This window comes from Bradyrhizobium sp. (assembly GCF_035484855.1).
In the GTDB taxonomy this organism is placed as follows: domain Bacteria; phylum Pseudomonadota; class Alphaproteobacteria; order Rhizobiales; family Xanthobacteraceae; genus Bradyrhizobium.
The window spans coordinates 1-21,215 of record NZ_DATHOP010000273.1 but is presented as its reverse complement, the minus strand read 5'-3'; the positions used below and the strand labels follow the sequence as shown (position 1 = coordinate 21,215).

18 protein-coding genes are annotated in these 21,215 nt (G+C 63.2%); 10 read left to right on the top strand and 8 right to left on the bottom strand.

Annotation, left to right across the window (positions count from 1 at the left end; genetic code table 11):
* Positions 1-46: 46 nt before the first annotated feature.
* The 6 genes from VK804_RS30850 (at position 47) to VK804_RS30825 (ending at position 7,243) form a co-directional block, all read left to right on the top strand.
* Positions 47-1,369 (top strand): hypothetical protein, encoded by a 1,323-nt coding sequence (locus tag VK804_RS30850; RefSeq protein WP_325752070.1) that lies wholly within the window; start codon positions 47-49, stop codon positions 1,367-1,369.
* Between the two features lie 173 nt (positions 1,370-1,542).
* Positions 1,543-2,418 carry an NAD-dependent epimerase/dehydratase family protein gene (locus VK804_RS30845; protein WP_325752069.1) on the top strand — a complete coding sequence of 292 codons (876 nt, stop codon included), beginning with the start codon at positions 1,543-1,545 and terminating at the stop codon, positions 2,416-2,418.
* Positions 2,419-2,533: 115 nt separating this feature from the next.
* Complete coding sequence (locus tag VK804_RS30840; RefSeq protein ID WP_325752068.1) at positions 2,534-3,880, top strand: hypothetical protein; 1,347 nt, start codon at positions 2,534-2,536, stop codon at positions 3,878-3,880.
* Positions 3,881-4,142: 262 nt separating this feature from the next.
* The gene (gene rfbB / locus VK804_RS30835; RefSeq protein ID WP_325752067.1) at positions 4,143-5,255 is read left to right on the top strand and encodes a dTDP-glucose 4,6-dehydratase; all 1,113 of its coding nucleotides are present in this window, start codon (positions 4,143-4,145) and stop codon (positions 5,253-5,255) included.
* Positions 5,256-5,261: 6 nt separating this feature from the next.
* Positions 5,262-6,449: a CgeB family protein gene (locus tag VK804_RS30830; RefSeq protein ID WP_325752066.1), complete on the top strand. Its 1,188-nt coding sequence runs from the start codon at positions 5,262-5,264 to the stop codon at positions 6,447-6,449.
* Entirely contained in the window at positions 6,446-7,243 is a 798-nt protein-coding gene (locus VK804_RS30825) for a class I SAM-dependent methyltransferase (RefSeq protein ID WP_325752065.1), read from the top strand. Before VK804_RS30830 ends, VK804_RS30825 begins: the two co-directional genes overlap by 4 nt.
* A 21-nt stretch (positions 7,244-7,264) precedes the next feature.
* On the opposite strand, the gene VK804_RS30820 is transcribed toward VK804_RS30825, so the two are convergent.
* From VK804_RS30820 to VK804_RS30805, 4 genes are read right to left on the bottom strand one after another with little or no spacing between them, the layout of a single operon-like run.
* Positions 7,265-7,963, bottom strand: coding sequence for an NDP-hexose 2,3-dehydratase family protein (locus VK804_RS30820; protein WP_325752064.1), 699 nt, complete (start codon positions 7,961-7,963; stop codon positions 7,265-7,267).
* Entirely contained in the window at positions 7,963-9,063 is a 1,101-nt protein-coding gene (locus VK804_RS30815; RefSeq protein ID WP_325752063.1) for a DegT/DnrJ/EryC1/StrS family aminotransferase, read from the bottom strand. Before VK804_RS30815 ends, VK804_RS30820 begins: the two co-directional genes overlap by 1 nt.
* The gene (locus VK804_RS30810) at positions 9,053-10,030 is read right to left on the bottom strand and encodes a Gfo/Idh/MocA family oxidoreductase (protein ID WP_325752062.1); all 978 of its coding nucleotides are present in this window, start codon (positions 10,028-10,030) and stop codon (positions 9,053-9,055) included. The genes VK804_RS30815 and VK804_RS30810 overlap by 11 nt, the downstream gene beginning before the upstream one ends.
* A 27-nt stretch (positions 10,031-10,057) precedes the next feature.
* Positions 10,058-11,083: a hypothetical protein gene (locus tag VK804_RS30805; RefSeq protein ID WP_325752061.1), complete on the bottom strand. Its 1,026-nt coding sequence runs from the start codon at positions 11,081-11,083 to the stop codon at positions 10,058-10,060.
* A 228-nt stretch (positions 11,084-11,311) separates the two neighbouring features.
* Between VK804_RS30805 and rfbA the strand changes: the two genes are divergently transcribed.
* On the top strand, positions 11,312-12,190 hold the full coding sequence (gene rfbA / locus VK804_RS30800; protein ID WP_325752147.1) for a glucose-1-phosphate thymidylyltransferase RfbA: 879 nt from the start codon (positions 11,312-11,314) through the stop codon (positions 12,188-12,190).
* A 9-nt stretch (positions 12,191-12,199) separates the two neighbouring features.
* Here rfbA and VK804_RS30795 read toward each other — a convergent pair whose 3' ends face one another.
* Positions 12,200-13,723: a hypothetical protein gene (locus VK804_RS30795; protein WP_325752060.1), complete on the bottom strand. Its 1,524-nt coding sequence runs from the start codon at positions 13,721-13,723 to the stop codon at positions 12,200-12,202.
* Between the two features lie 12 nt (positions 13,724-13,735).
* Here VK804_RS30795 and VK804_RS30790 point away from each other — a divergent pair, with 12 nt between their 5' ends.
* Together VK804_RS30790 and rffA are read left to right on the top strand one after the other, a co-directional pair.
* Positions 13,736-14,254 carry a hypothetical protein gene (locus VK804_RS30790; RefSeq protein ID WP_325752059.1) on the top strand — a complete coding sequence of 173 codons (519 nt, stop codon included), beginning with the start codon at positions 13,736-13,738 and terminating at the stop codon, positions 14,252-14,254.
* A 40-nt stretch (positions 14,255-14,294) separates the two neighbouring features.
* Positions 14,295-15,437 carry a dTDP-4-amino-4,6-dideoxygalactose transaminase gene (gene rffA, locus VK804_RS30785; RefSeq protein ID WP_325752058.1) on the top strand — a complete coding sequence of 381 codons (1,143 nt, stop codon included), beginning with the start codon at positions 14,295-14,297 and terminating at the stop codon, positions 15,435-15,437.
* 18 nt (positions 15,438-15,455) lie between these two features.
* Here rffA and VK804_RS30780 read toward each other — a convergent pair whose 3' ends face one another.
* Positions 15,456-16,160 carry a hypothetical protein gene (locus tag VK804_RS30780; RefSeq protein WP_325752057.1) on the bottom strand — a complete coding sequence of 235 codons (705 nt, stop codon included), beginning with the start codon at positions 16,158-16,160 and terminating at the stop codon, positions 15,456-15,458.
* 416 nt (positions 16,161-16,576) lie between these two features.
* Between VK804_RS30780 and VK804_RS30775 the strand changes: the two genes are divergently transcribed.
* On the top strand, positions 16,577-20,155 hold the full coding sequence (locus VK804_RS30775) for an autotransporter outer membrane beta-barrel domain-containing protein (protein WP_325752056.1): 3,579 nt from the start codon (positions 16,577-16,579) through the stop codon (positions 20,153-20,155).
* 108 nt (positions 20,156-20,263) lie between these two features.
* On the opposite strand, the gene gspM is transcribed toward VK804_RS30775, so the two are convergent.
* Positions 20,264-20,827, bottom strand: coding sequence for a type II secretion system protein GspM (gene gspM, locus VK804_RS30770; RefSeq protein WP_325752055.1), 564 nt, complete (start codon positions 20,825-20,827; stop codon positions 20,264-20,266).
* The coding region (locus VK804_RS30765; RefSeq protein ID WP_325752054.1) for a PilN domain-containing protein at positions 20,824-21,215 on the bottom strand (392 nt) is incomplete at its 5' end. The genes gspM and VK804_RS30765, both read right to left, overlap by 4 nt.

Here is a 21,215-nt window from a genome sequence, read left to right as displayed (position 1 = left end):
CCAAACTCGAAGCTTGACCAGGGGCCCCGCCGGGCGCGAACACGACATGATCGATGGCCTCCATTTGCAGCGGGAACGGCCTGCAATCGTATTGCTGGTTTTCCTCCACGCCGCGGTCTGCTGCGTATCCCTCATTTGCGTGGCCTACCTCAATCCGGCCTACCACATCACGTTCGACCCGAGCCGGCTGCTGGTTCCGGCTGCCGCGGTAGCCGCATTTGCTTTGGTCGGGCTGCTTTTCGCGTTCGCCGACTTCAGCATCGGCTATTTCGCCGGATTCTATTTTTACGGCATGGTCGCCGGATATATCTGGGAGAATTTTTTTTCAGAGTTCTTCTACAATCATCAGCTGTCCGCGCTTTCCGCTGCCGCCTCAGCCGTTGCATTCCTGATACCCGCACTGTTCATCACCTCGCCGGTCAGACGTATCCGGATCATGTCGCCGGAGGCGTTCGATCGTCTGCTGACGTCCATGCTCCTGTTGTCGCTTGCGACCGTGGTGCTGGCCGCAAGCTACAATTTCAAATTCGTCTCGATCAAGAATATCTACGACTTTCGCGAAGAACTTACATTTCCACCGGTGTTGAACTATTTGCTTACAATAACTTCCAGCACGCTGTTGCCGTTCCTTTTCGCCTGCTATGTGACGCGCGGGAATCACTGGCGCGCGGGCGGCGTCCTGCTTCTGCTGATGTTCTATTATCCCATTACCCTGAGCAAGCTCACGCTGTTCGCGCCGGCCTGGCTCCTGATCATCGCCGCGCTCTCGCAAGTCCTCAGACCCAGGTTGACGGTCATCGTGTCGCTGCTCGGACCGCTGGTCGTCGGATTGCTGCTGTTCGCCCTGTTCGAGGCCCAATTGGCGTCCTACACCGCCACGATACCTTATTTCGAAATCGTCAACTTCAGAATGGTCGCGATTCCGTCAATCGCCCTTGACTTCTACCACGATTTTTTCGCCCGGCACGACCCTACGTATTTCTGCCAGTTGCGGATATTGAAAATGCTGATCCCCTGCCCCTATCGGGAACCGCTTTCAATCGTCATCTTCAATGAATACGGGGTCGGCGGAAACTTCAACGCATCGCTGTTTGCCACCGAGGGCGTCGCATCCGTCGGCCCGCTGCTCGCCCCCATTTCGGTTTTCGGGTGCGGACTGGTGATAGCGCTGGCAAACCGCTTGTCCGCCGATCTGCCGCCGCGCTTCGTCCTGATATCGGCGGCGATCCTCCCACAGATCCTGCTTAACGTACCGCTGTCGATAACCTTGCTGACCCATGGCGGGGCATTTCTCTTCATGCTCTGGTACCTGACGCCACGCACCATGTTCGAACGGCAAGCCAGCACCCAGGTTGCGCTCGCGCATTGACGGCCGGATGGGATATGAAAGGCACTGCGTCGGCATCCGCCGGCAACGATATGCTTGGGATACATTCGCCAATTGCATGCCACAACGCAATGTCTTAGCTTGAATATCGCATCTGGCTCGCGAGGACGAGAGCTGCTTGCGACCGCGCTTCCAGGCCTCAAGTGCGCTCACCGATGAATGATCCAACAACCGTGCTGGTGACCGGCTCCGACGGCTTCCTCGGGCGTCATCTCGTGCCTTATCTCGCCGCGCTGGGCTACAGGGTGATCGCCGCATCCAGGACGGCGTCCGACCACCAGCGAGAAAACGTGGTCCGGGTCCCGCTCCCCGATCTTTCCGTGCCATTCAACTGGCAATCCCTGTTGCGGGAATGCCATGCCATCGTCCATCTCGCCGGTATCGCCCACACCTTTGCCGACGATGATCTCTATGACCGGGTCAATCATCAGGCAACCGAAGCGCTGGCGCGCGCGGCCTTTCGCGGCGGCATGCATCTGGTTTTCGTTTCGTCGATTGCGGCGCAATCCGGCTCATTTTCGGATCGCGAATTGACCGAGGACGACCCGCCGAGGCCGGACAATGCCTACGGCAGATCGAAATTGGCCGCCGAACTGGCGGTTCGCGCGGCAGGCGTATCGTTTACGATCCTGCGACCGGTTGTCATCTACGGCGAAGGTGAAAAAGGAAATTTCGCGACCGTTCACAGGATCTCGCGCCTGCCGGTTCCGCTGCCGTTCGGGGCACTGAAGGCCCGACGATCCGTGCTGTCGGTGCAGAATTTCAATTCCGCCGTCGCAATCGCCCTTACCGATCCCCGCGCGCGGGGCGAAACGTTCATCGTGTCGGATCCTGCGCCGCTCAGCGTTCCCGACGTCATTGCGCGCTACCGGGCGAGACTCGGCAGATCGCCCTGGCTTATACCAATACCCGAAAGATACCTCGAGCTTTCCCTCAAGGCCATCGGTCAGGGCGCGATATGGCAACGGATCGGCTGCCCGTTGATCGCAAGACCGGGAAAACTGCTTGCGGTCGGATGGAAGCCGTCCTGATGATCTACCATGGCGGGGCTGCCACATCGCGCTCGTTGCACCGCGACCTCCCTGCGTCGGCCGCGGCAGCAAACCGCCGCGCCGTCCCGGCGTCCACGACCCCGGATCGACGAGCATGACCAACTCCACGGACGGCGACCAAAATTTGGTGTCCTGGCGATCGAACGCCCGGCTCCGGCTCGCCCTGCTGCTGGCCTTCCATATCCTGATGTGTTGCCTGTCGCTGATTTTCGTCGCCGCATTCTACCCGAAGCTGCAGGTCGTGATGTTCGACAAAACCCACCTCTTCGAGGCTGTGCTCAATGTCGCGCTGTTCGCAACCGTATCGGCGGTCTTCATATTCGGCCGATTCAGCTTCGGCTATTTCCTGGGATTTTATTTTTACACGATGATTCTCGGTTATCTCTGGATCGTCGAATTCTCGAGGTTTCACTACGACCACAGACTGTCGGCGATTTCCGCCTTCGCGGCTGCCGTTGCGTTCCTGGTACCCGCGCTGTTCGTCGACTCGCCTATCAGGCAGAGATATGTCCTGTCGGCACCGGCGCTGGATCAACTACTGACCGTGATCCTGATGGTGTCGGCGGCAGTCGTGGCAACCGGCGCTTTCCACCATTTCAGGCTGGTCGGCGTCGAGGATATCTACAATTTCCGTGACGAAATCGAATTTCCCGCATGGCTGAGATATGCGACGGGCGCGACGTCGAATACGCTGCTGCCATTCGCCTTCGCCTGCTTCGTGGCGCGCGGGGACCGGTGGCGCGCCGCTATCGCGTTGCTGCTGCTGGTGCTGTTTTACCCGGTGACTCTCACCAAGCTGGTGCTGTTTGCGCCGTTCTGGCTCATGTTTCTGGTGCTGCTGTCCCGCTTCGTTGAAGCCAGGATTTCGGTCGTGCTATCACTGCTACTGCCGCTGTTGTTTGGAAATCTGTTGGGGTTGCCGGTCGAGGCGGGAGCATTTCCCTACGAGCGGGTCATGTATTATTTCGGCTCGATCAATTTCAGGATGATCGCCTTTCCATCGGTCGCGCTCGATGTGTACAGCGATTTCTTTTCGACCCACGCGCATACCTATTTTTGCCAGATTTCCTTCCTGAAGCCCTTCGTCGGCTGCCCGTACGACGAATACCTGTCGATCGTGATGGAGAAGGCCTATCAGCTGGGCAACTTGAACGCCTCGCTGTTCGCGACCGAAGGCGTTGCTTCGGTCGGACCGATGCTGGCGCCGCTCGCCGCGCTCGCTTGCGGACTGGTGATTGCTCTCGGCAATCGCCTCTCCTCGGGCCTGCCGGCAAGATTCATTCTGCTGTCGGGCGGCCTGTTTCCGCAGATCCTGCTGAACGTGCCGCTTACCACGACGCTGCTGACCAACGGGGCCGCACTTCTCTTCCTGCTTTGGTACGTGATGCCGCGCGCCTTGTTCGACGGCAGCGCGGCGATGCCGGTCGAACCTTCGCCATGAACCATCGGGCGCACGGTCGGCACTCGGCACGACCCGCAAAATCGATCGGTTTGTCTGGCTATTGACGGTCCAAATCCGACCGATTATCACTCGCCGCCGGCGGAATGATCGCCTCGGGGCAGCCGGGACTGCCCCGCCGGTTCGTGCGTCTTGCCGAACTGACATCGCTTGATTGCAGACATCGCTTGATCTCTGGTGAAATGGCGGTGATGGATCCCGTTCAAGGAAACATCCTCGGGTGACGGACAACCAAGGGGCTCCGATGCAGCACGTTCTGATCACCGGCGGCGCCGGTTTCATCGGCCAGAACCTGGTGCATGCATGGTGCAAGGCGCGCCCGGACGACCGGCTGGTTGTCGTCGATGCCATGACCTATGCGGCGAACGTCCGCAGCCTGGAACCGTTGATTACGGATCGCCGCATCCAGTTCGTCAGGGGTGACATCGGGGATGCGGCGCTGATGCGGCGGCTGTTCGACGAGCATCACTTCACCCGCGTCGCCCATCTCGCCGCCGAATCCCATGTCGACCGATCCATCGCCGATCCGGAGGCCTTCCTGCAAACCAACGTGCTCGGCACCTTCACCCTGCTCAAGACCGCGCTTGACGCGTGGCGCTCGTCGGGCGCGATCGATCGCGCGCGCTTTCTTCATGTCTCGACCGACGAAGTCTACGGCTCGCTCGGGCCTGATGATCCCGCCTTTACCGAATCCTCGCCGTACCGCCCGAATTCGCCTTACGCCGCGAGCAAGGCGGCGAGCGACCATCTGGTGCGGGCGTTCGTCGCGACCTACGCGATGCCGGCCTTGATCACCAATTGCTCCAATAATTACGGGCCCTACCAGCACCCGGAAAAGCTAATTCCGCTGATGATCATTCACGCGCTGGAGGGCAAGCCGCTGCCGGTCTATGGCGACGGCTCCAACGTCCGCGACTGGTTGCATGTTTCCGACCATTGCGGCGCGCTGATGAGCGTGATCGAGCGCGGCCGCATCGGCGAAACCTACAATGTCGGAGGCGGCAACGAGCGCAACAACCGCGAGGTGGTCGGGCTGATCTGCGAAACCCTCGACGAGGCCTTCGCCGCGCACAAGGACCTTGCCTCGCGTTTTCCATCCTGTCCGGCGGCATCCGGAACCGGTTGCCACTCGCTGATCGGTTTCGTCACCGACCGGCCCGGACATGATCACCGCTATGCGATCGACGCCGGCAAACTCGCGACCGAACTCGATAGCCGATGCAGCGTCGGCTTCGAGAGCGGCCTGCGTCAGACCGTGCACTGGTACCTCGCCCACGAAGACTGGTGGCGCGACGTGACCAGCGGCGCCTATCGGGCGTGGATCGACAAGAATTACGGCTTCCGGATCGCGGTCTAGCCGGCCATGCGCATCCTCGTGCTCAACGCGGATTACTCGCGCTTCCTGGCTTGGCTCTATCGCCGTGAGCCAGGGCTCGAGGGCGCTTCCTACGCCGCCCAGATGGCCGCCCGGAACGCGAGCCTGTTCGGGCTCGCCGATTTCTATTCCAGGAACTTCGCAACGCTTGGCCATCCCGCGGCCGAAATCCACGTCAACAATCCCAGGCTTCAGGCCGCATGGGCGCGCGAGCACGGCATGGCGTTTGATGCGCCGCAGGATGTTGCCGAGCGCCCCACATTCCCCGGCTGGCTGGAACGCGCGGTGACGCCGTTCAAGCCGATTCTGCGGCCGCTCGCCCGCAAGGTCGGATTGAGCCCCAAACTCGACCAACAGGCCGAGAACATCCTGCTGGCGCAGATCGAGGAATTCAGGCCCGATCTGGTGCTCAACCAGGATGTCTTCCATGTCGATACCCGCCTGATGCGCCGCATCAAGGGCATCGGCAGCCCGATCCTGATCGGCCAGGTCGGCATCGAGCCGTCGCGCGGCGAGGACTGGGGCATCTACGATCTCCTGATTTCGCAACTGCCGACGACGGCGAAGTTCTTTCGCACCCTCGGCGTGCGCGCCGAAGTCAATCATCTGGCGTTCGAACCGGCGATTCTCGACGCCCTGCCCGCGGCGCCCGCAACCGACGTCGATGTCTCCTTCGTCGGTTCGATTTCGCTTGATCACCGGCAGCGGATCGCGCTGCTGGAAGCGGTCGCCGAACGCTATGATCTCAAGCTATGGGGCAACCGTCCGCAGGCGCTGCCCGCTTCCTCGCCGCTGCACCGCTGCTTCCAGGGCGAAGTCTGGGGCGTGGACATGTACCAGGTGCTGCGGCGCTCCCGCATCACGCTCAATTCGCATATCGATCTGGCGGGCCGGGAAGCCGGCAACATGCGGCTGTTCGAGGCGACCGGCGTCGGCGCTTTTCTCCTGACCGATTTCAAGGACAATCTGGACACGCTGTTTGCCGGGGATCGCGAGGTCGCGGTGTGGCGCTCGATCGACGAATGCCTGCAACGCATCGAACACCACCTCAGCCACGACGAGGGTCGCGCGGCGATCGCGCGCGCCGGCCAGGCGCGGACCCTGGCGCAACATACCTATCGCCATCGCGCCGCCGAGATTCTCGGCTTTGTCGACGGCATACGGGGGTCGCGATGAAGCTTCCCCGCATCGTCAGGCAGATCGGCAAGCACTTAGTCAAGGCATCGCCGATCCTGCGCCGCCATGTCATGAGTTCCAGCGACCATCGCGTGCTCGGCGGCAAGGAAGAGGCCGAGCGCGCGACGGCTTCGTCAGCCGGCTGGCTTGCGGCTCGCACGGTGTCGCGACAGGAACGCGCCTATCGCGGGCTGATCGCCGACATGAAGCGCGGCGAACCGCGGCTCGATTTCAGGGTCGGGGCAGAGGCGGTCTCGGCGACCGGAATCGCAGACCCACGCGTGCTCGAGGTCGGCTGCGGCAGCGGCTACTATTCGGAAGTTTTTGCCACGCTCGTCCCCGGCGGCGTGCGATATACCGGCGTCGACTATTCCGACGCCATGATCGCCCGCGCCCGCCTCCATTATCCATCGATCGCTTTCGAGGTCGCCGATGCAACCGCGCTGCCCTACCCGGACGGCGCCTTCGACATTGTCTTCAATGGCGTCTCGTTGATGCACATCGTCGAGTATGAGGCGGCGATCCGCGAGGCCGCGCGGGTCGCGGCACATTATTGCATCTTTCACACCGTTCCAGTGTTTGTCGGTTATCGGACGACCTACTTGCGAAAATACGCCTATGGCGCGCCGGTGGTCGAGATCATCTTCAGCAAGCCCGAATTGATGGCGTTGTGCCAACAATCCGGATTGCGGCTCGAGCGCGAATGGGCAGGCATTCACTACGACATGTCGGAGGTAACCGGCCATCATTCGACGACGCAGACCTACCTGTTCTCGAAGGTTGCGAAGCCCTGATCGCAGCAAAGCTGCGTGCGTCTAGAGCGGCAACAATATCGTCTTCACGAACGGGCTGAGCACATTGTCCATCAAGGCGAGCTCCTTGATCTGCCTGAGGCTGGCCCAACAGAACATGGTCATGTCGGTCTCGATGACGCGTTCATCGTCGAGAAACGCGATGATGTTCTCGTTCGACTTGCGCCAGAACCGGCCGCCCTCTTCGTTGTGCTCGGCGCGGTAGACGATCCGGACGCCGGCTTCGGCGGTGAGGACTTCCACCATCGGCGGACGCTTGCCGGCATGGGCGCGCCTGATGTTGGACCACGTGCTCTGAATTGTCGGGGAGAACTGAATCACGCCGATATTTCCCGGCTCGGGCTTTCCATTCAGCAGAAACTGAACGCCGTTCACCGGCGTCTCGCGGGCCAATAGCGCGAGGATACCGCCTTCCGGCTGGGTATAGATCGGCTGATCCCACGAGGAGACCTCGCGCAGGTCGCCGCTCTCGACCCGCACACCCTCGACGGCGAAGAACTGTCCGCTTTTGTGCCGCACATTGCCGTTTTCGTCCCGCGACCAGCCGCGGACCTCGTCCAGGCCGATCAAATCCGCCTTGAACCGGATGCGATTCCGCTGCGCCTCGCGCCAGGCCAGGATCGGCGCCGGATCCCTTGGCTCGATCGCCCGCGACGCGGCGAGCCGCTCGCGAAACCAGTCGAGATGCGTGCGCTCGGCCATCAGATCACTTCCCTCAAGACCTCGATCACCGTGTCGACTTCCTCGTCCGTCAGGTGCGGATACATCGGCAGCGAGAAAATTCGCTGCGCCTTGCGCTCGGCCACCGGGAACTGGCCTTCGCGATAGTCCAGGTCGGCCATGCCGCGCATGGTATGGATCGGCCAGCGGTAGGAAACATTGCAATTGATGTCGCGTTGGGCCAGCCGCTGCAGCACGCCGTCGCGGTCGGAGGGATGTTCGACCACGTAGACGTAGTAGGTATGCCGGCTGTGCGCGTTCTGGCGCGGCAGCAGCAGCCCGGAGCCGGCGAGCCCCTGGTCATAGCGCGCGGCAATCGCGCGGCGACGCTCGATCCAGCCGTCGATACGCGGCAGCTTGAGCGACAGGATGGCTGCCTGGACCTCGTCGAGGCGGGAATTGTAGCCGTGCCGTTCGGAATAATAGACGGTTTCCATCCCGTAGAAGCGCAGGCTCCGCGCCAGGCGCGTGACCGCCTCGTCGTTGCTCAGCACCATGCCGCCGTCGCCGTAGGCGCCAAGCACCTTGGTCGGGTAGAACGAGAACGACGAAGCATCGCCGACGCTTCCGGACTGGTGGTTCTTGTAGAGCGCGCCTTGCGATTGCGCGCAATCTTCCATCACCTTGAGCCCGTGGCGGCGCGCCAGCGCCATCAGCGGATCGAGGTCGACGCACTGGCCGTAAAGGTGAACCGGAATGATGGCCGTGGTGCGTGGCGTGATCGCCGCCTCGACCTGTTCGACGTCCATCAGGAAATCGTCGTCACGCACGTCGACAAAGACCGGCCTGGCGCCGAGGGTCTGGATCGCCGAAACCGTCGGCACCGCGGTATTGGGCACCGTGATGACCTCGTCGCCGACCTTCACGCCGAGCGCTGCAAGCGCGATGTAGATCGCGTCGGTGCCGCTGTTGACGCCGACGCCGTCGGCGACGCCGAGATAGGCCGCCATCTCGCGTTCGAATTTGACGCCTTCCTGACCGAGCACCAGCCGGCCGGAGCGGAACACCCGATCCACCACGGCGAGAATCTCCTCGCGCAGTTCGTCATATTCCCGCAAGTAATCCCAGACGTTAATCGGCATGGCGGCCTCGTTGGCAGTTCGGCGCGAGCGCGTCCGCGATTTTCGCCCGGCACTCCGCGTCCGCCAGCAGGTCGCGATGCAAGGGCTCGTGATCGCCTGACGCGATCGCGCGCGTCGCCGCATCCAGGAAGCGGGCGAAGATATCGGCGGCCTCGAACGTCACCACAGTCTCGACATTGCGCACGCGCTGGCGCCACTCGATCCGGTGATCGGCAGGCGGGCTGAATACGCGCTCGGTCGTCACAGAGCCCGAACGCGCCACGATGAGCAAGCGATTTTGATATTCGCCCTCGAAGCTGAAATGACCGGAAAAGATCCCGCCATTGAAAAGCCGCGCCTGCATCGAAAAGCCCATATCGACGCCGGTCTCGGGATGACGCGTGCCCGGCAACGCCGTGATTTGTGATGGCGGGCCGCCGCCGAGCATCCGCGTCAAGGCGGCGGCATAGGGACCCATGTCCAACAGGCAGCCGCCGCCCAGTTCCCGGTGGTTGCGAAAATTGGCGATCGGGAGCGGCGGAATGATGAACTCGGCGTCGACAAGGGTCAGCGGTCCGTGCTCGGCCACAAACCCCAGCAGCGCGTCGAAATACGGGTGATAGCCGAACACGGTGGCCTCGGCGAGCAGACGGCCCGAACGCCGCGCCTCGATTACACCGCGTTCGCAGGCCTCCCGCGTGAGCATCGCCGGCTTGTCGACCAGGACGTGCTTGCCGCTGCCCAGCGCCGCCAGCACCCAGTGTCCGTGCATCGCATTGGGCAGCGACAGATAAACGATGTCTGCATCGCTTTCCCGCAGCGCGGTTTCATAATCGGAAAAAAACCGCCCGCGTTTCGGCCACCCTTCATCCGGTTCCGGGCGGCTCTTGCTTGCGATCGATATTCCCTTGATCGCCTCGCTGCCTGCCGCGGCGGGTATCACCCGTCGTTGCACGATCGAGGACAATCCTAGGATCAACAATTGCATGCCAATTCCCGCACAACAGCGAAGCGCCTACCGGGCCGGGGCATCCGGCGACGGGATCGCCCGACCGGTGACGATATCGAGACCGCGATTGATCACGGCTCTCACCCTGCGCAGCGCGTTGGATACATGATCGCGACGGCTGGCGACAGCAGGCTTGCGGATGGTCTCGATCGGCAGATCCTTCAGATGGGAGTCGACCGTCAATTCCGCTGCGGCGAGGGCTGCGACGTAGGGTTCGTAGATCCGCTGCCTGACGAGGTCCGGAAACGGCGCGTGGTACAGCCGGTGGCTGTTGAAATAATACCGGCCGCTGCGCTTGACGCCAAAGAAATGAAAGAACAGCAGCGGATAGCGCCCTTCGATCTCGACCGATCCATCGCGCCACCCGACCTCATAGTCGGCGAAATTCCACGGCGCAAGATTGGCGCCGAGATGCTCGATCACGTGGACGCCGGCAAACAGCTCGGGCAAGCGATCGAGATAGCGCTGATCGGCGAAGCGGTCGCCCTCCACGCGATCGTAGCACCATTCGATGCAGCGTTCGCGCCACCAGCGCAATGCGGCGATGCCCGGCTCGTGGCGGCGGACACTGACCCAGCCGACATTGTAGATTCCGAACCGGCGGTGGTCGGTTAGCCGTCTGCTGAAGCGATGCGGGATGATACCGAACGCGCCATCCTTCATCTCGTCGTAGATCGGGCCAGGTGAGGCAAAAAAGAACAAATCGCTGTCGAGATAGGTCACCCACTCGGCTTCCGGTTCATTGTTCAGGACGAAGAGCATCCAGGCCGGCGAGCAGGTGAAATAATATTCGATCAGGCTGCGGGTCGGCCGCGTCGCCGCCACTGCCGGTTCGGCCGCTTCGAAGTCGGTGAGCCGTCGCGGGGTCAGGTTCGGCAGGTCGAGCGCCACCAGGGTGCGGTAACAGGCTTCGCTCAGACATAGCACCCAAAGCCGCGAGCCCGGCGAATGGCGCTGAAGCGAATGATACAGTGCGAGCCCGCGCGGCAGGTAGTTGTGATCGAAGTAGGTGCAATAAACGCGGTTCAACATGATTTCGTTGTCAGCCAGGCCGCGGAACGCGACGGATGCGCGTTTGCGGATTCTTGCATTGCCCGCGCCACAAATCATTCCTATAGGAGCAGCCAAAAAGGCGCAATGCGGACCTTCTAAATCGTTGAAATATTGCAGATAACGGCGGAAAGCCTTTTGAGTTGTGCAATAGCGCATGTTAACGAGGCCGCTCCGAGGGCTGGCCGCATGGCCAAAACGAGCGCGCGCATGGATCGCAAGGGCATTATTTTGGCCGGGGGCCGGGGCACGCGGCTCTACCCGCTGACGCTCGCAACCTCCAAGCAGCTGTTGCCGATCTACGACAAGCCGCTGATCTATTATTCGCTGACCACGCTGATGCTGGCCGGGCTCCGCGAGCTCCTGATCATCACGACCCCGGAAGAGATCGCGCAATTCCAGCGCCTGCTCGGCGACGGCAAGCAATGGGGGATCGAGCTTTGCTACGCGATCCAGGACCATCCCGGCGGAATCGCCGAGGCATTCCTGATCGGCCGGGAATTCCTTGCCGGCAAATCGTCGGCGCTGATCCTCGGCGACAACATCTTCTATGGCGACAATCTGCGTGCGTTGCTGCGCGACTCCGCACAACAGCAGCGCGGTGCAACGGTGTTCGCCTGCTGGGTCGACGATCCCGAGCGCTACGGCGTCATCGAGTTCGACGCCGCGCATCGGCCGCTGCGGATCGTCGAGAAGCCGCAGGCGCCGAAATCGAACTACGCCGTCACCGGACTGTATTTTTACGACGAACGCGTGGTCGATGTCGTGCGCGAGATGCAGCCGTCGGCGCGGGGCGAACTGGAGATCACCGACCTCAACCAGTGGTATCTCGAACGCGGCGAGCTTCACGTCGAGCGGTTCGGCCGCGGCTATGCGTGGCTCGACGCCGGTACCCACGAGTCGCTGCTGGAAGCCTCACAGTTCATCTACGTCGTCGAGAAGCGCCAGGGCCTGAAAATCGCCTGCCCGGAAGAAGTCGCGTTCATGCAGGGTTTCATCGACGCCGAACAGCTGCTGCGGCTCGCCGAACCGATGAAGGCGACGGGGTATGGGCAATACCTGATCCGCCAGGCCGGCCAACGGACCTGAGATCCGGCCTCAGCGCGGAATCGCCGCCGCCAATCTTTGCCGCAGCGCGTTGTTCGCCAACGGGCTGCCAAGCATCGCGACCGCGGCAAGCCACAGCGTGCATTCGCCCAGAAAATGCACGATTCCAGTTCCGGGCCAGAAATATCTGATCACCGCACCGACCGCCGCTCCGGCCGAGATGATCGTTATCATCATCGCGATGAGGAACAGGGTGTGCCGCAGCGGGTGCCTGAGGGTTTCACGCGCGATGATCGTGAACAGAACGCCAAACTGGGCGATGATGTCACTCGACACCAGCGCGATGGCGGCCCCCAGCGGGCCGAGACGTGGGATCAGGCCGATTGACAGCGCCAGAAAGATGGCCAGCTGCAGAGATTTGGTCCGAAGCAACAGCGGGCCGCGATTGCTGTAGTTGGCGTAGCCGAGCGCCAGAATGGCCGGCGTTCCGATGCACATCCCCAACAGCAAGGTGGTTGCGAGGGTGGCGTCGAAGGCAATGGCGCCATGTGTCCATATCTGAAAGAAATCCGGCCAGAACACCAGCGCGCCCGACGTGGTCAGGCTTGCGAACGACACCAGGACAACCGATCCCCTGGCATAAAGCCGCTGCAGGCTCTCGCGCGCGCCGATGGCGTGATCGTGTCCGAGTTCGGCCGCCAGCGGCAGCGTCATCTGAACGCAAAGCCCCCTCAAAAGGCCGGCGATGGTGCGTGTCAGTCCCCACTGGGCGATGGCGATGCGGTTCGAAACCAAGGCTCCGATCATCAGGACGGAAAGGTAGCTGAGGCCGACCTCGGCGAAATTCATCACCGCAAACGGAAACGCTCCCGCGAATTGTCCAACGGTCCAGCGCCAGGAAATGCGCTGACGGAAGCTCTCGACGAATGGAAATTGCCGCTGCACGTCGACGAACATCATGTAGATCGAGGCGGCGATCTGTCCGGCCACATAGGCAATGACGACCGCGGTCAGGCTGCCGGTCGCGGTCACCGCGATGATCTCGCCGAGCTGGGCGGCCGCCATTCCCCACAATTGCACCCGCACGGCTCGCCCATAGAGCCCGCGGGCGCGGTAGAGCGCGCTTGGCAAATTCGACAGCAGCGTGAAGACCGTGCCCAGCGTCATGATCGCGAACGCCAGGTCAAAGTCCGGCTGCGCCGAGAAACCCAACACCCTGGAAGGCGAAACAGTTGCGAACATCAGCGCGAGCAGCGACGCCAGCACCGCGACATAGGCGACGAACAGCTGAAATGCGGCGCCGTAATAGCGGCTGCTGCGGCGATCGCAATCGTCGCGCGACTTGAACGAGAGAAAGCGGTTCAGGGTCCAGGCGTGCAGGCCGGCGTCGGCGGCGAGAACGAGGTTGCCCGCGGCGAAGATCGTCAGCCAGGCGGACAGGACGTCGCCCGTCCAGTACTTGAGGAAAAGCGGAATCAGGACGATCTGCTGCGTCAGGGCCAGCAGAATCTGCGCAAAGTTGGCCGACCATCCGCCGAAGATGCGACGCGCGCGGCTCGAAGCAAGAAGCGTCACGTTTCCTCGCGGATGTGGGGCGGCGCCTGGAGCAACACCCCGTTCGTCTTTCCTGCCATGGGCGTCCGGGGAAAGCCGTGGCCGCCGGATTCGCGCCGGTCAGACCGGTATATTCCCCTGGCCGATCCCGGGGATAAAGCCATAGGGTGCCGCGCCGGACAGGACAAGAGGGCCTCGCCTTCGGCGCCGGAATTTCATAGGTCCGAAGCACTGCCGCATGACACATCCGCGCTGGCGCATGGCGGATCCGGGAAGATCGCGACCTTCTACCCTTCGACGGTAGCGATCGATGAGGCGGCCGGCGCGACGGCGGAATATGCGATGGTGAAGATCGCCGGCGAAATCCTGGCAAAGTACCTGAACGAACACCTGCCCGATATTGCCGTCGTCTGCCGCCGCCTGCCCAGAATCCTGACGGATCAAACCGCGACAATCGGCGTTGCCGGCGCCGACAACGCGTTGGACGTCATGCTGCCCGTTGTATATGACGTGCAGCGGACGGCGCGGCCCGATCCCGCGCCGCGCGGCTGACGAAGCGGCCGGAACAGCTCGCATCGGCCGGCGGATAGCAATGACGACGGATTTTATTCCATTCAACCGGCCTTACGCGACGGGCAAGGAGCTCGCCTACATCGCGCAGGCGCAACGCAACGATCACCTGTCCGGTGACGGATCGTTCACGCGGCGCTGCCATCAATGGATCGAGCGGCAGACCGGTTGTGCCAGTGCGCTGCTGACGCATTCATGCACCTCGGCACTGGATCTCGCCGCGCTGCTGCTCGATATCAAGAGCGGCGACGAGATCATCATGCCGTCCTATACGTTCGTGTCGACGGCCAATGCGTTCGTGCTGCGCGGGGCGGTGCCGGTGTTCGTCGACATCCGCGAAGACACGCTCAATCTCGACGAACGGCTAATCGAGGCCGCGATTACCCCGCGGACGCGCGCCATCGTCCCCGTGCATTACGCCGGCGTCAGTTGCGAGATGGATTCGATCGCCGCGATCGCAAGGCGCCACCATCTTCGGATCATCGAAGATGCGGCGCAGGCCATCATGGCCGGCTACAAGGGTCGCGCGCCCGGCGCCATCGGCGATCTCGGCTGCCTGAGCTTTCACGAAACCAAGAACATCATGTCGGGTGAAGGCGGCAGTCTGCTGGTGAACGATCCCGAACTGATGCTCCGCGCCGAGATCATCCGCGAGAAGGGCACCGACCGCGGCAGGTTTTTTCGCGGCGAGGTCGACAAATATACCTGGCAGGATGTCGGCTCCTCGTTTCTACCGAACGAAATCACCGCCGCCTTTCTCTGGGCTCAGCTTGAAGAGGCAGAACGCATCACCCGCGAGCGGTTGGCGATCTGGCAGCGCTACCACGAGATGCTTGCGCCGCTCGAGCGGCAAGGCCTGCTGCGCCGCCCGATCGTGCCCGCCGACTGCCGGCACAATGGGCATATGTATTACATCCTTCTGCAATCCCCGAGCGCGCGTCAGAAGGTTCTCGCGGGGTTGAAGGCGAACGATATCAATGCCGTGTTTCACTATGTCCCGCTGCACTCCTCGCCGGCGGGCCAGCGCTTCGGGCGCGCGCATGGCGATCTTTCGCTGACGACATCGCTGTCGGAGCGCCTGGTCCGACTGCCGATGTGGCTGGGCTTGAGCGAGACCCAGCAGCAGCGGTTGTGCGAGGTCTTGACGGCGATCCTGACTCGATAGACGCGCGGTGTCCCCGCTCTAAAGACCGTCCGATTCACCGTTCTTCGGTGTCGAGCGCGGGACGAAGGGTGCATAGGAGTTGTCGACGGCACCCGCGACCGGTACGGCGGGAATGGCGGCGCCGGTGGGAACACCGGCAACGGCAGGAACGCTCGCGGGACCATCCTGGCGCTTGAGCGCGAGAACCTCGGTCTGGTCCGCCTTCTCGAATGTCACCTGGCGGGGCTGGACCGAACTCAGCAGCCAGCCGGCGTGACTGTCGCCCTGGCGCAGGCGGACGATCTTCTGATTGGTCCGGTCGAGGAAAACCGCGATGGCCTCGCCATCCCCGACCACGGCGCCGATCAGCGCCAGCGGCGGATGCTCCGGCTCGGCAGGTCTCTGGGCAACGGGCGCACTGACCGGATTGACCGGCGTGGCGACCACAGCCCGCTGCGGCGGGCGCCGGGAGGCCGAGAAAATCGGCCGCTCCTGCGTGGCGGTCAGGGCCGAGAGCGGAACGGCCCATAGCGGGTTGCCACTCGGCAGCGGCTTATTCGCCTCCCTGCCCGGCCCCGAGATCGGTTTCAGGCTGCCGAGGTCGACAGCGCCGGCAGCCTCGTCTGGCCCCTCGGGCAGGATGTCCAGCGTCGCCGAAGTCGCCGCGACCGCCTCCGGCGGCTGGCCGACCGTCAGGGTCCCGGCGAGCAGGACCAAACCGGCAATATCGAGCCCCCTCACCATGTCAGCCTCGCCCCCTCGCCGCCGGCTCGTCGCCGGCGGATCCGCATTCAGCCTAGCCCCAACCGGCGGCTCCTTCAACACGGCGCGACTCAACGTCAAGTCGTCACTATTCGGGGACCTCGATGCGCTTGCGTGAAGGAATAGTGGGAACTTTTGAGCCGCCAGGCCTCAAAGATGTTGCCGAACGGACACGCCTTCAAAAATACGAAACCGCGCACCGCGTGTACCCCGACAAAACATGCCCGGTTCGTTGCATAGGGTGGCAAAGCCATGAGAATATGGCCAAAACGGGGGTTCGGACCGGCGGTGGCGGATTTCCGGGAGACGACTGCCTGTCATCTTTGATGGGTACAAGTGGTTCTCGCAAGCCGGACGCGTGAGTTGATTTTCACTTTCGAGGCGATTTGAGAGATTTCATGGGCGAACCGGCAATTCGAACATCGAATAACCGAAACGGGCTGCGGTCAGCGGCACGGCAATCGCTTGCGGTGTTGCTCGCGACCACCGCGCTCGGCGTGGTGTCGGCGCACGCGGTCGATGGCACCTGGGTGAGCGGCAGCGGCGAATGGACCGACCCGACCAGCTGGTCGACCAATCCGACGGTGCCGAACGGAACGGCCACCTTCAACAACGGCGGCACAACGGCGGTCACCAACAACGGCGGCGTCGTTACGATCGGCGAAATTCTTTTCACCAGCGTACCCAACGCGCAGGCCTTTGCCTTTACCATCAACAACCCGTTCATCATCAACGCCACCGGCATCGTCAACAATTCCACCAATACGCAGACCTTCGAGGTGACATCAGGCAATTCGCTGGTGTTCCAGAACGGCAGCACGGGCAACAGCGGCACCGGCGCGGTTTCGATCACCAACGACAACGGCGGTTTCATCAACTTTCAGAATACCAGCTCGGCCGGCAACGCCAACGCCACGATCGTCAACAACAGCATTCTGCAGTTCAACGACACCAGCACGGCGGGCGGCGCCACCATCACCAACAACATTCAGACGGATTTCTTCAACGGCAGTTCGGCGGGCACCGCAAATATCACGAACGCCGCAGCCGCAACGCTCACCTTCAACAACACGGCCACCGCGGGCACGTCGACGATTTCCAATAGCGGCGCGATCCAATTCAACAATTCATCCACCGCCGGCGGCGCGAATATCACCAACGTCAGCACCGCGACGATTGCATTCAACAACTCCAGTAACGCGGGCAGCGCGACGCTGAACTCCTCCCTGGTCGGCGGCTCGATCACGTTCAACGACACGAGTTCGGCGGGCAGCGCCAATATCGTGCTGAAGGAGTCCAATCTCGTCTTCAACAATTCCGCGACCGCCGGCAGCGCCACCATCACCATGCCGGACGCCATGCATCCTGGAACGATCACCTTCAACAATACCACCACCGCCGGCTCCGCCAACATCACCGTCATCGGGTCACTCGGCATCACCAGTTCGCTGTCGTTCTTGAACGCCAGTACTGCGGGCAGCGCGACCATCACCAACAATCCCGGCATCGGCGCCGGCGGGCAAACCATTTTCGGCTCCCTCGGCGGCACCGACACCGCCAACGCCGGAACCGCCCATATCACCAACAACAGCAACGGCACCACAAGCTTCCTGGCCAGCACCTCGGCGGCAAGCGCGACGATCACCAACAACAGCGGCGGCGGCACCAATTTCCAGGATCAGAGCACGGCTGCCAGCGCCACCATCGTCAACAACAACGGCGGCACGACGACATTCGGCGTTCCGATCGTCGGTACCGATACGGCGACGGCCGGGAACGCGAACATCACCAACCAGGCCGGCGGCACCACGGAATTCACCGCGGCGACCACGGCCGGCAGCGCGACGATCACCAACAATACCGGCGGCTTCCTGCAGTTCGGCGATTCCGGGGCTGGAAGCTCGACCGCTTCCGCCGGCAGTTCGACCATCACCAACAACGGCACCACAAGCTTCAACGCCGACACCACCGCCGCCAGCGCCACGATCACGACCGGCAGCGGCGGCAACGTGTTCTTCTTCGATTCTTCGACCGGCGGCAGCGCGCAATTCCTCACCAACGCCGGCGGCACCTTCGACATGTCGGGCCTGACCGCGGCCGGCATGACCGCGGGCTCGATCGCCGGCGCCGGCAGCTACGTGCTCGGGGCGAAGAGCCTGACGGTCGGCAGCAACAATCTTTCGACCGCCGTCAGCGGCGTGATTTCCGGGGTCGGCGGGTCGCTGACCAAGGTCGGGACCGGCACCCTCACCCTGTCGGGCATCGACACCTACACCGGCGCCACCACGGTCAACGGCGGCACCCTCGTGGTCGACGGCTCGACCGCTTTGTCCTCGCTGACCACCGTGAACACGGGCGCGACGCTGGCCGGCAGCGGGACGGTAGGTAATACCGCCATTGCCGGCGGCACGCTGGCGCCCGGCAGCGCCGGCGGCAGCGTGTTCGGCCCGCTGACGGTGCAGGGCAGCCTCTCCTTCACGACCGCCTCGACCTACATGATCGAGGTCTCGCCGACGAATGCCGGCCGCACCAATGTCACGGGCACCGCGACGCTCGGCAACGCGACGGTGAGCGCGATCTTCTCGGCGGGCATCTATGTCAGCAAGCAATATACCATCGTCAATGCCACCGGCGGCGTCAGCGGCACGTTCAATGCGCTCGTGAACACCGACCTGCCGGCGAACATCACATCCGCCCTGAGCTACGACGCCAATGACGCCTTCCTGAATCTCACGCTGCATTTCGTCCCGCCTCCCCCCGGGCCGAACTTCCCGGGCGGTCTGAACATCAACCAGCAGAATGTCGCCAACACTCTCGTCAACTTCTTCAACTCCACGGGCAGCATTCCGTTGGCGTTCGCTTCCCTCAACGCGGCCGGCCTGACGATTGCCTCGGGCGAACTCGGCACCGGCGTCATCCAGTCCTCGATCAAGGCGGACGACCTGTTCCTCAATTTGCTGCTGGACCCGACGATCGCCGGCCGCACCGGCTTCGCGACGGCTTCCAGCGGTCCGACGCCGTTCGCCGACGATGGTCAGAGCCTGAGCTATGCCGCCAGGAACAATGCGACAGCCAGCGAGCGCGACGCCTATGCCATGGCGACCAAGGCACCTGTCATGGCGCCCCAGCCGCTCAACCGCTGGAGCGTCTGGGGCGCGTCCTATGGCGGATCCGAGACGGTCGGGGGCAGTGCCGTGGTGGGTTCGCAGGACACCAAGGCGAGCGCCTACGGCCTCGTGGCAGGCGCCGATTACAAGACCGACCCCAACACGCTGTTCGGCTTCGCGCTGGCCGGTGGCGGCACCGCCTTCTCGCTGGCCAATGGCCTGGGGAGCGGCTCAACCAACGTATTCCAGGCCGGCGCCTATGCGCGGCATGACATCGGCCCGGCCTATCTCTCGGGCGCGCTGGCCTATGGCTGGCACGACGTCACCACCAACCGCACCGTGGCGCTGGCGGGTGTCGACATGCTGCAGGCGCGCTTCGGAGCCGACAGCTTCTCCGGCCGGTTCGAGGGCGGCTATCGCTTCGCAAACCCCGTCGTCGCCATCACACCCTATGCGGCAGTCCAGGCGATCAGCTTCAGCCTGCCGGCCTATGCCGAACAATCGCTGAACGGCGGCGGCCTGTTCGCACTGAACTATGCGGCGCAGACCACGACCGACACCCGCAGCGAACTCGGTTTCCGCAGCGACAAATCCTACGCCATGCAGGACGGCGTGCTCACGCTGCGCGGACGCCTCGCCTGGGCGCATGACTACGATCCGAACCGCGCGGTGACCGCGATCTTCCAGGCGCTGCCCGGCGCCAGTTTCGTGGTCAACGGCGCGCGCCCCGACGCCGATTCGGCGCTGGTCAGCGCCAGTGCCGAGCGGAAATGGCTGAACGGCTTCTCGGTGGCGGCCATCTTCGAGGGCGAATTCTCCGGCAATGTCACGAGCTATGCCGGCAAGGGCGTCGTCAAATATAGCTGGTGACGCGCACTGGAGCCTTTTCCGTTTCGATGGAATCGAAACGGGGCTCCAGATTCTTGTTTTGACGCGTTTTCTTCACGCGAACCGGTGACTACTTCGCTCGAAAACGCTCTACTTGCCGCCCTGCCATTGCCCGGAAACGCCGAGTACGACCCTGATCCGTCCCGAGCCGCTTTCGTTGGCGGCGGTGGTTTGCGGCACCTGCACGTCGAGCTGATCGACGAACAGGAACGGCATGCCAGCCTCCAGATCGTAGAGCAGTTTCTGCAACGCGGGCTGTTCCATCTCGCAGCTGACGACGAGGCCCACGAGACCGTCTCTCGCCTGGGTGCCCAGCACGTCAACCTGGGAGGACTGGATTGTGCCGCCGACACTGGCCACGGCGGAAGCGACCCGCTGCAGCAGCGTGGCGCCGGCCACCGTCACCGTCGGTCCCTCCAGGAACGGCGTCCCCGGATGCCCGGCCGCGAGCGCGGCCGCGTCGTCGCGCGGCTTGCGCCCCCGCAACTGGTCCAGCAGGTCGGCGGTTTGCGAAAGCCGTTCGCGCTGGCCTGCGATATCGGAGATCGCGAAGACCGCCGTCGCCAGCAAGGCGCCGAATACGGCGACATACAGGGCGACCGCGATCAGCGGCGAGCGCGTCAGCGTGCGGGCGATGGCGTTTGCCAGACTCATGGGCTTGCCGTGTTGATCGGCTCGATCCGCGCCTCGATATGGAAGCGCTCGCCGGGATCGGAGGCCGAGCGCGTGGTCGGGGCATAGAAGGTCGCGCGGGCGAAATGCCGGGATTGCTCGATCAGCGGGATCAGCGCCGGCGCGTCGCGGGTGATGCCGGCGATCTGCAGCTTGTTGCCGGCCAGATGCAGTTCGGTGACGAAGGTGTTGTCGGGCAGCACCTGGCTCAGCGCGTCGAGCACGATGACGCTGGCCGGTGTCGCATATTTGCGCCGCTCCAGGGCGGCGATCGGCGAGCGGTCGCCATCGCTGCCGGCACGGATGGCGGCGCGGCGCGCCGAAATCTGCCGCGCCAGTTCGGCCTCCTGGGCGCCGACGCTGTCCGCCA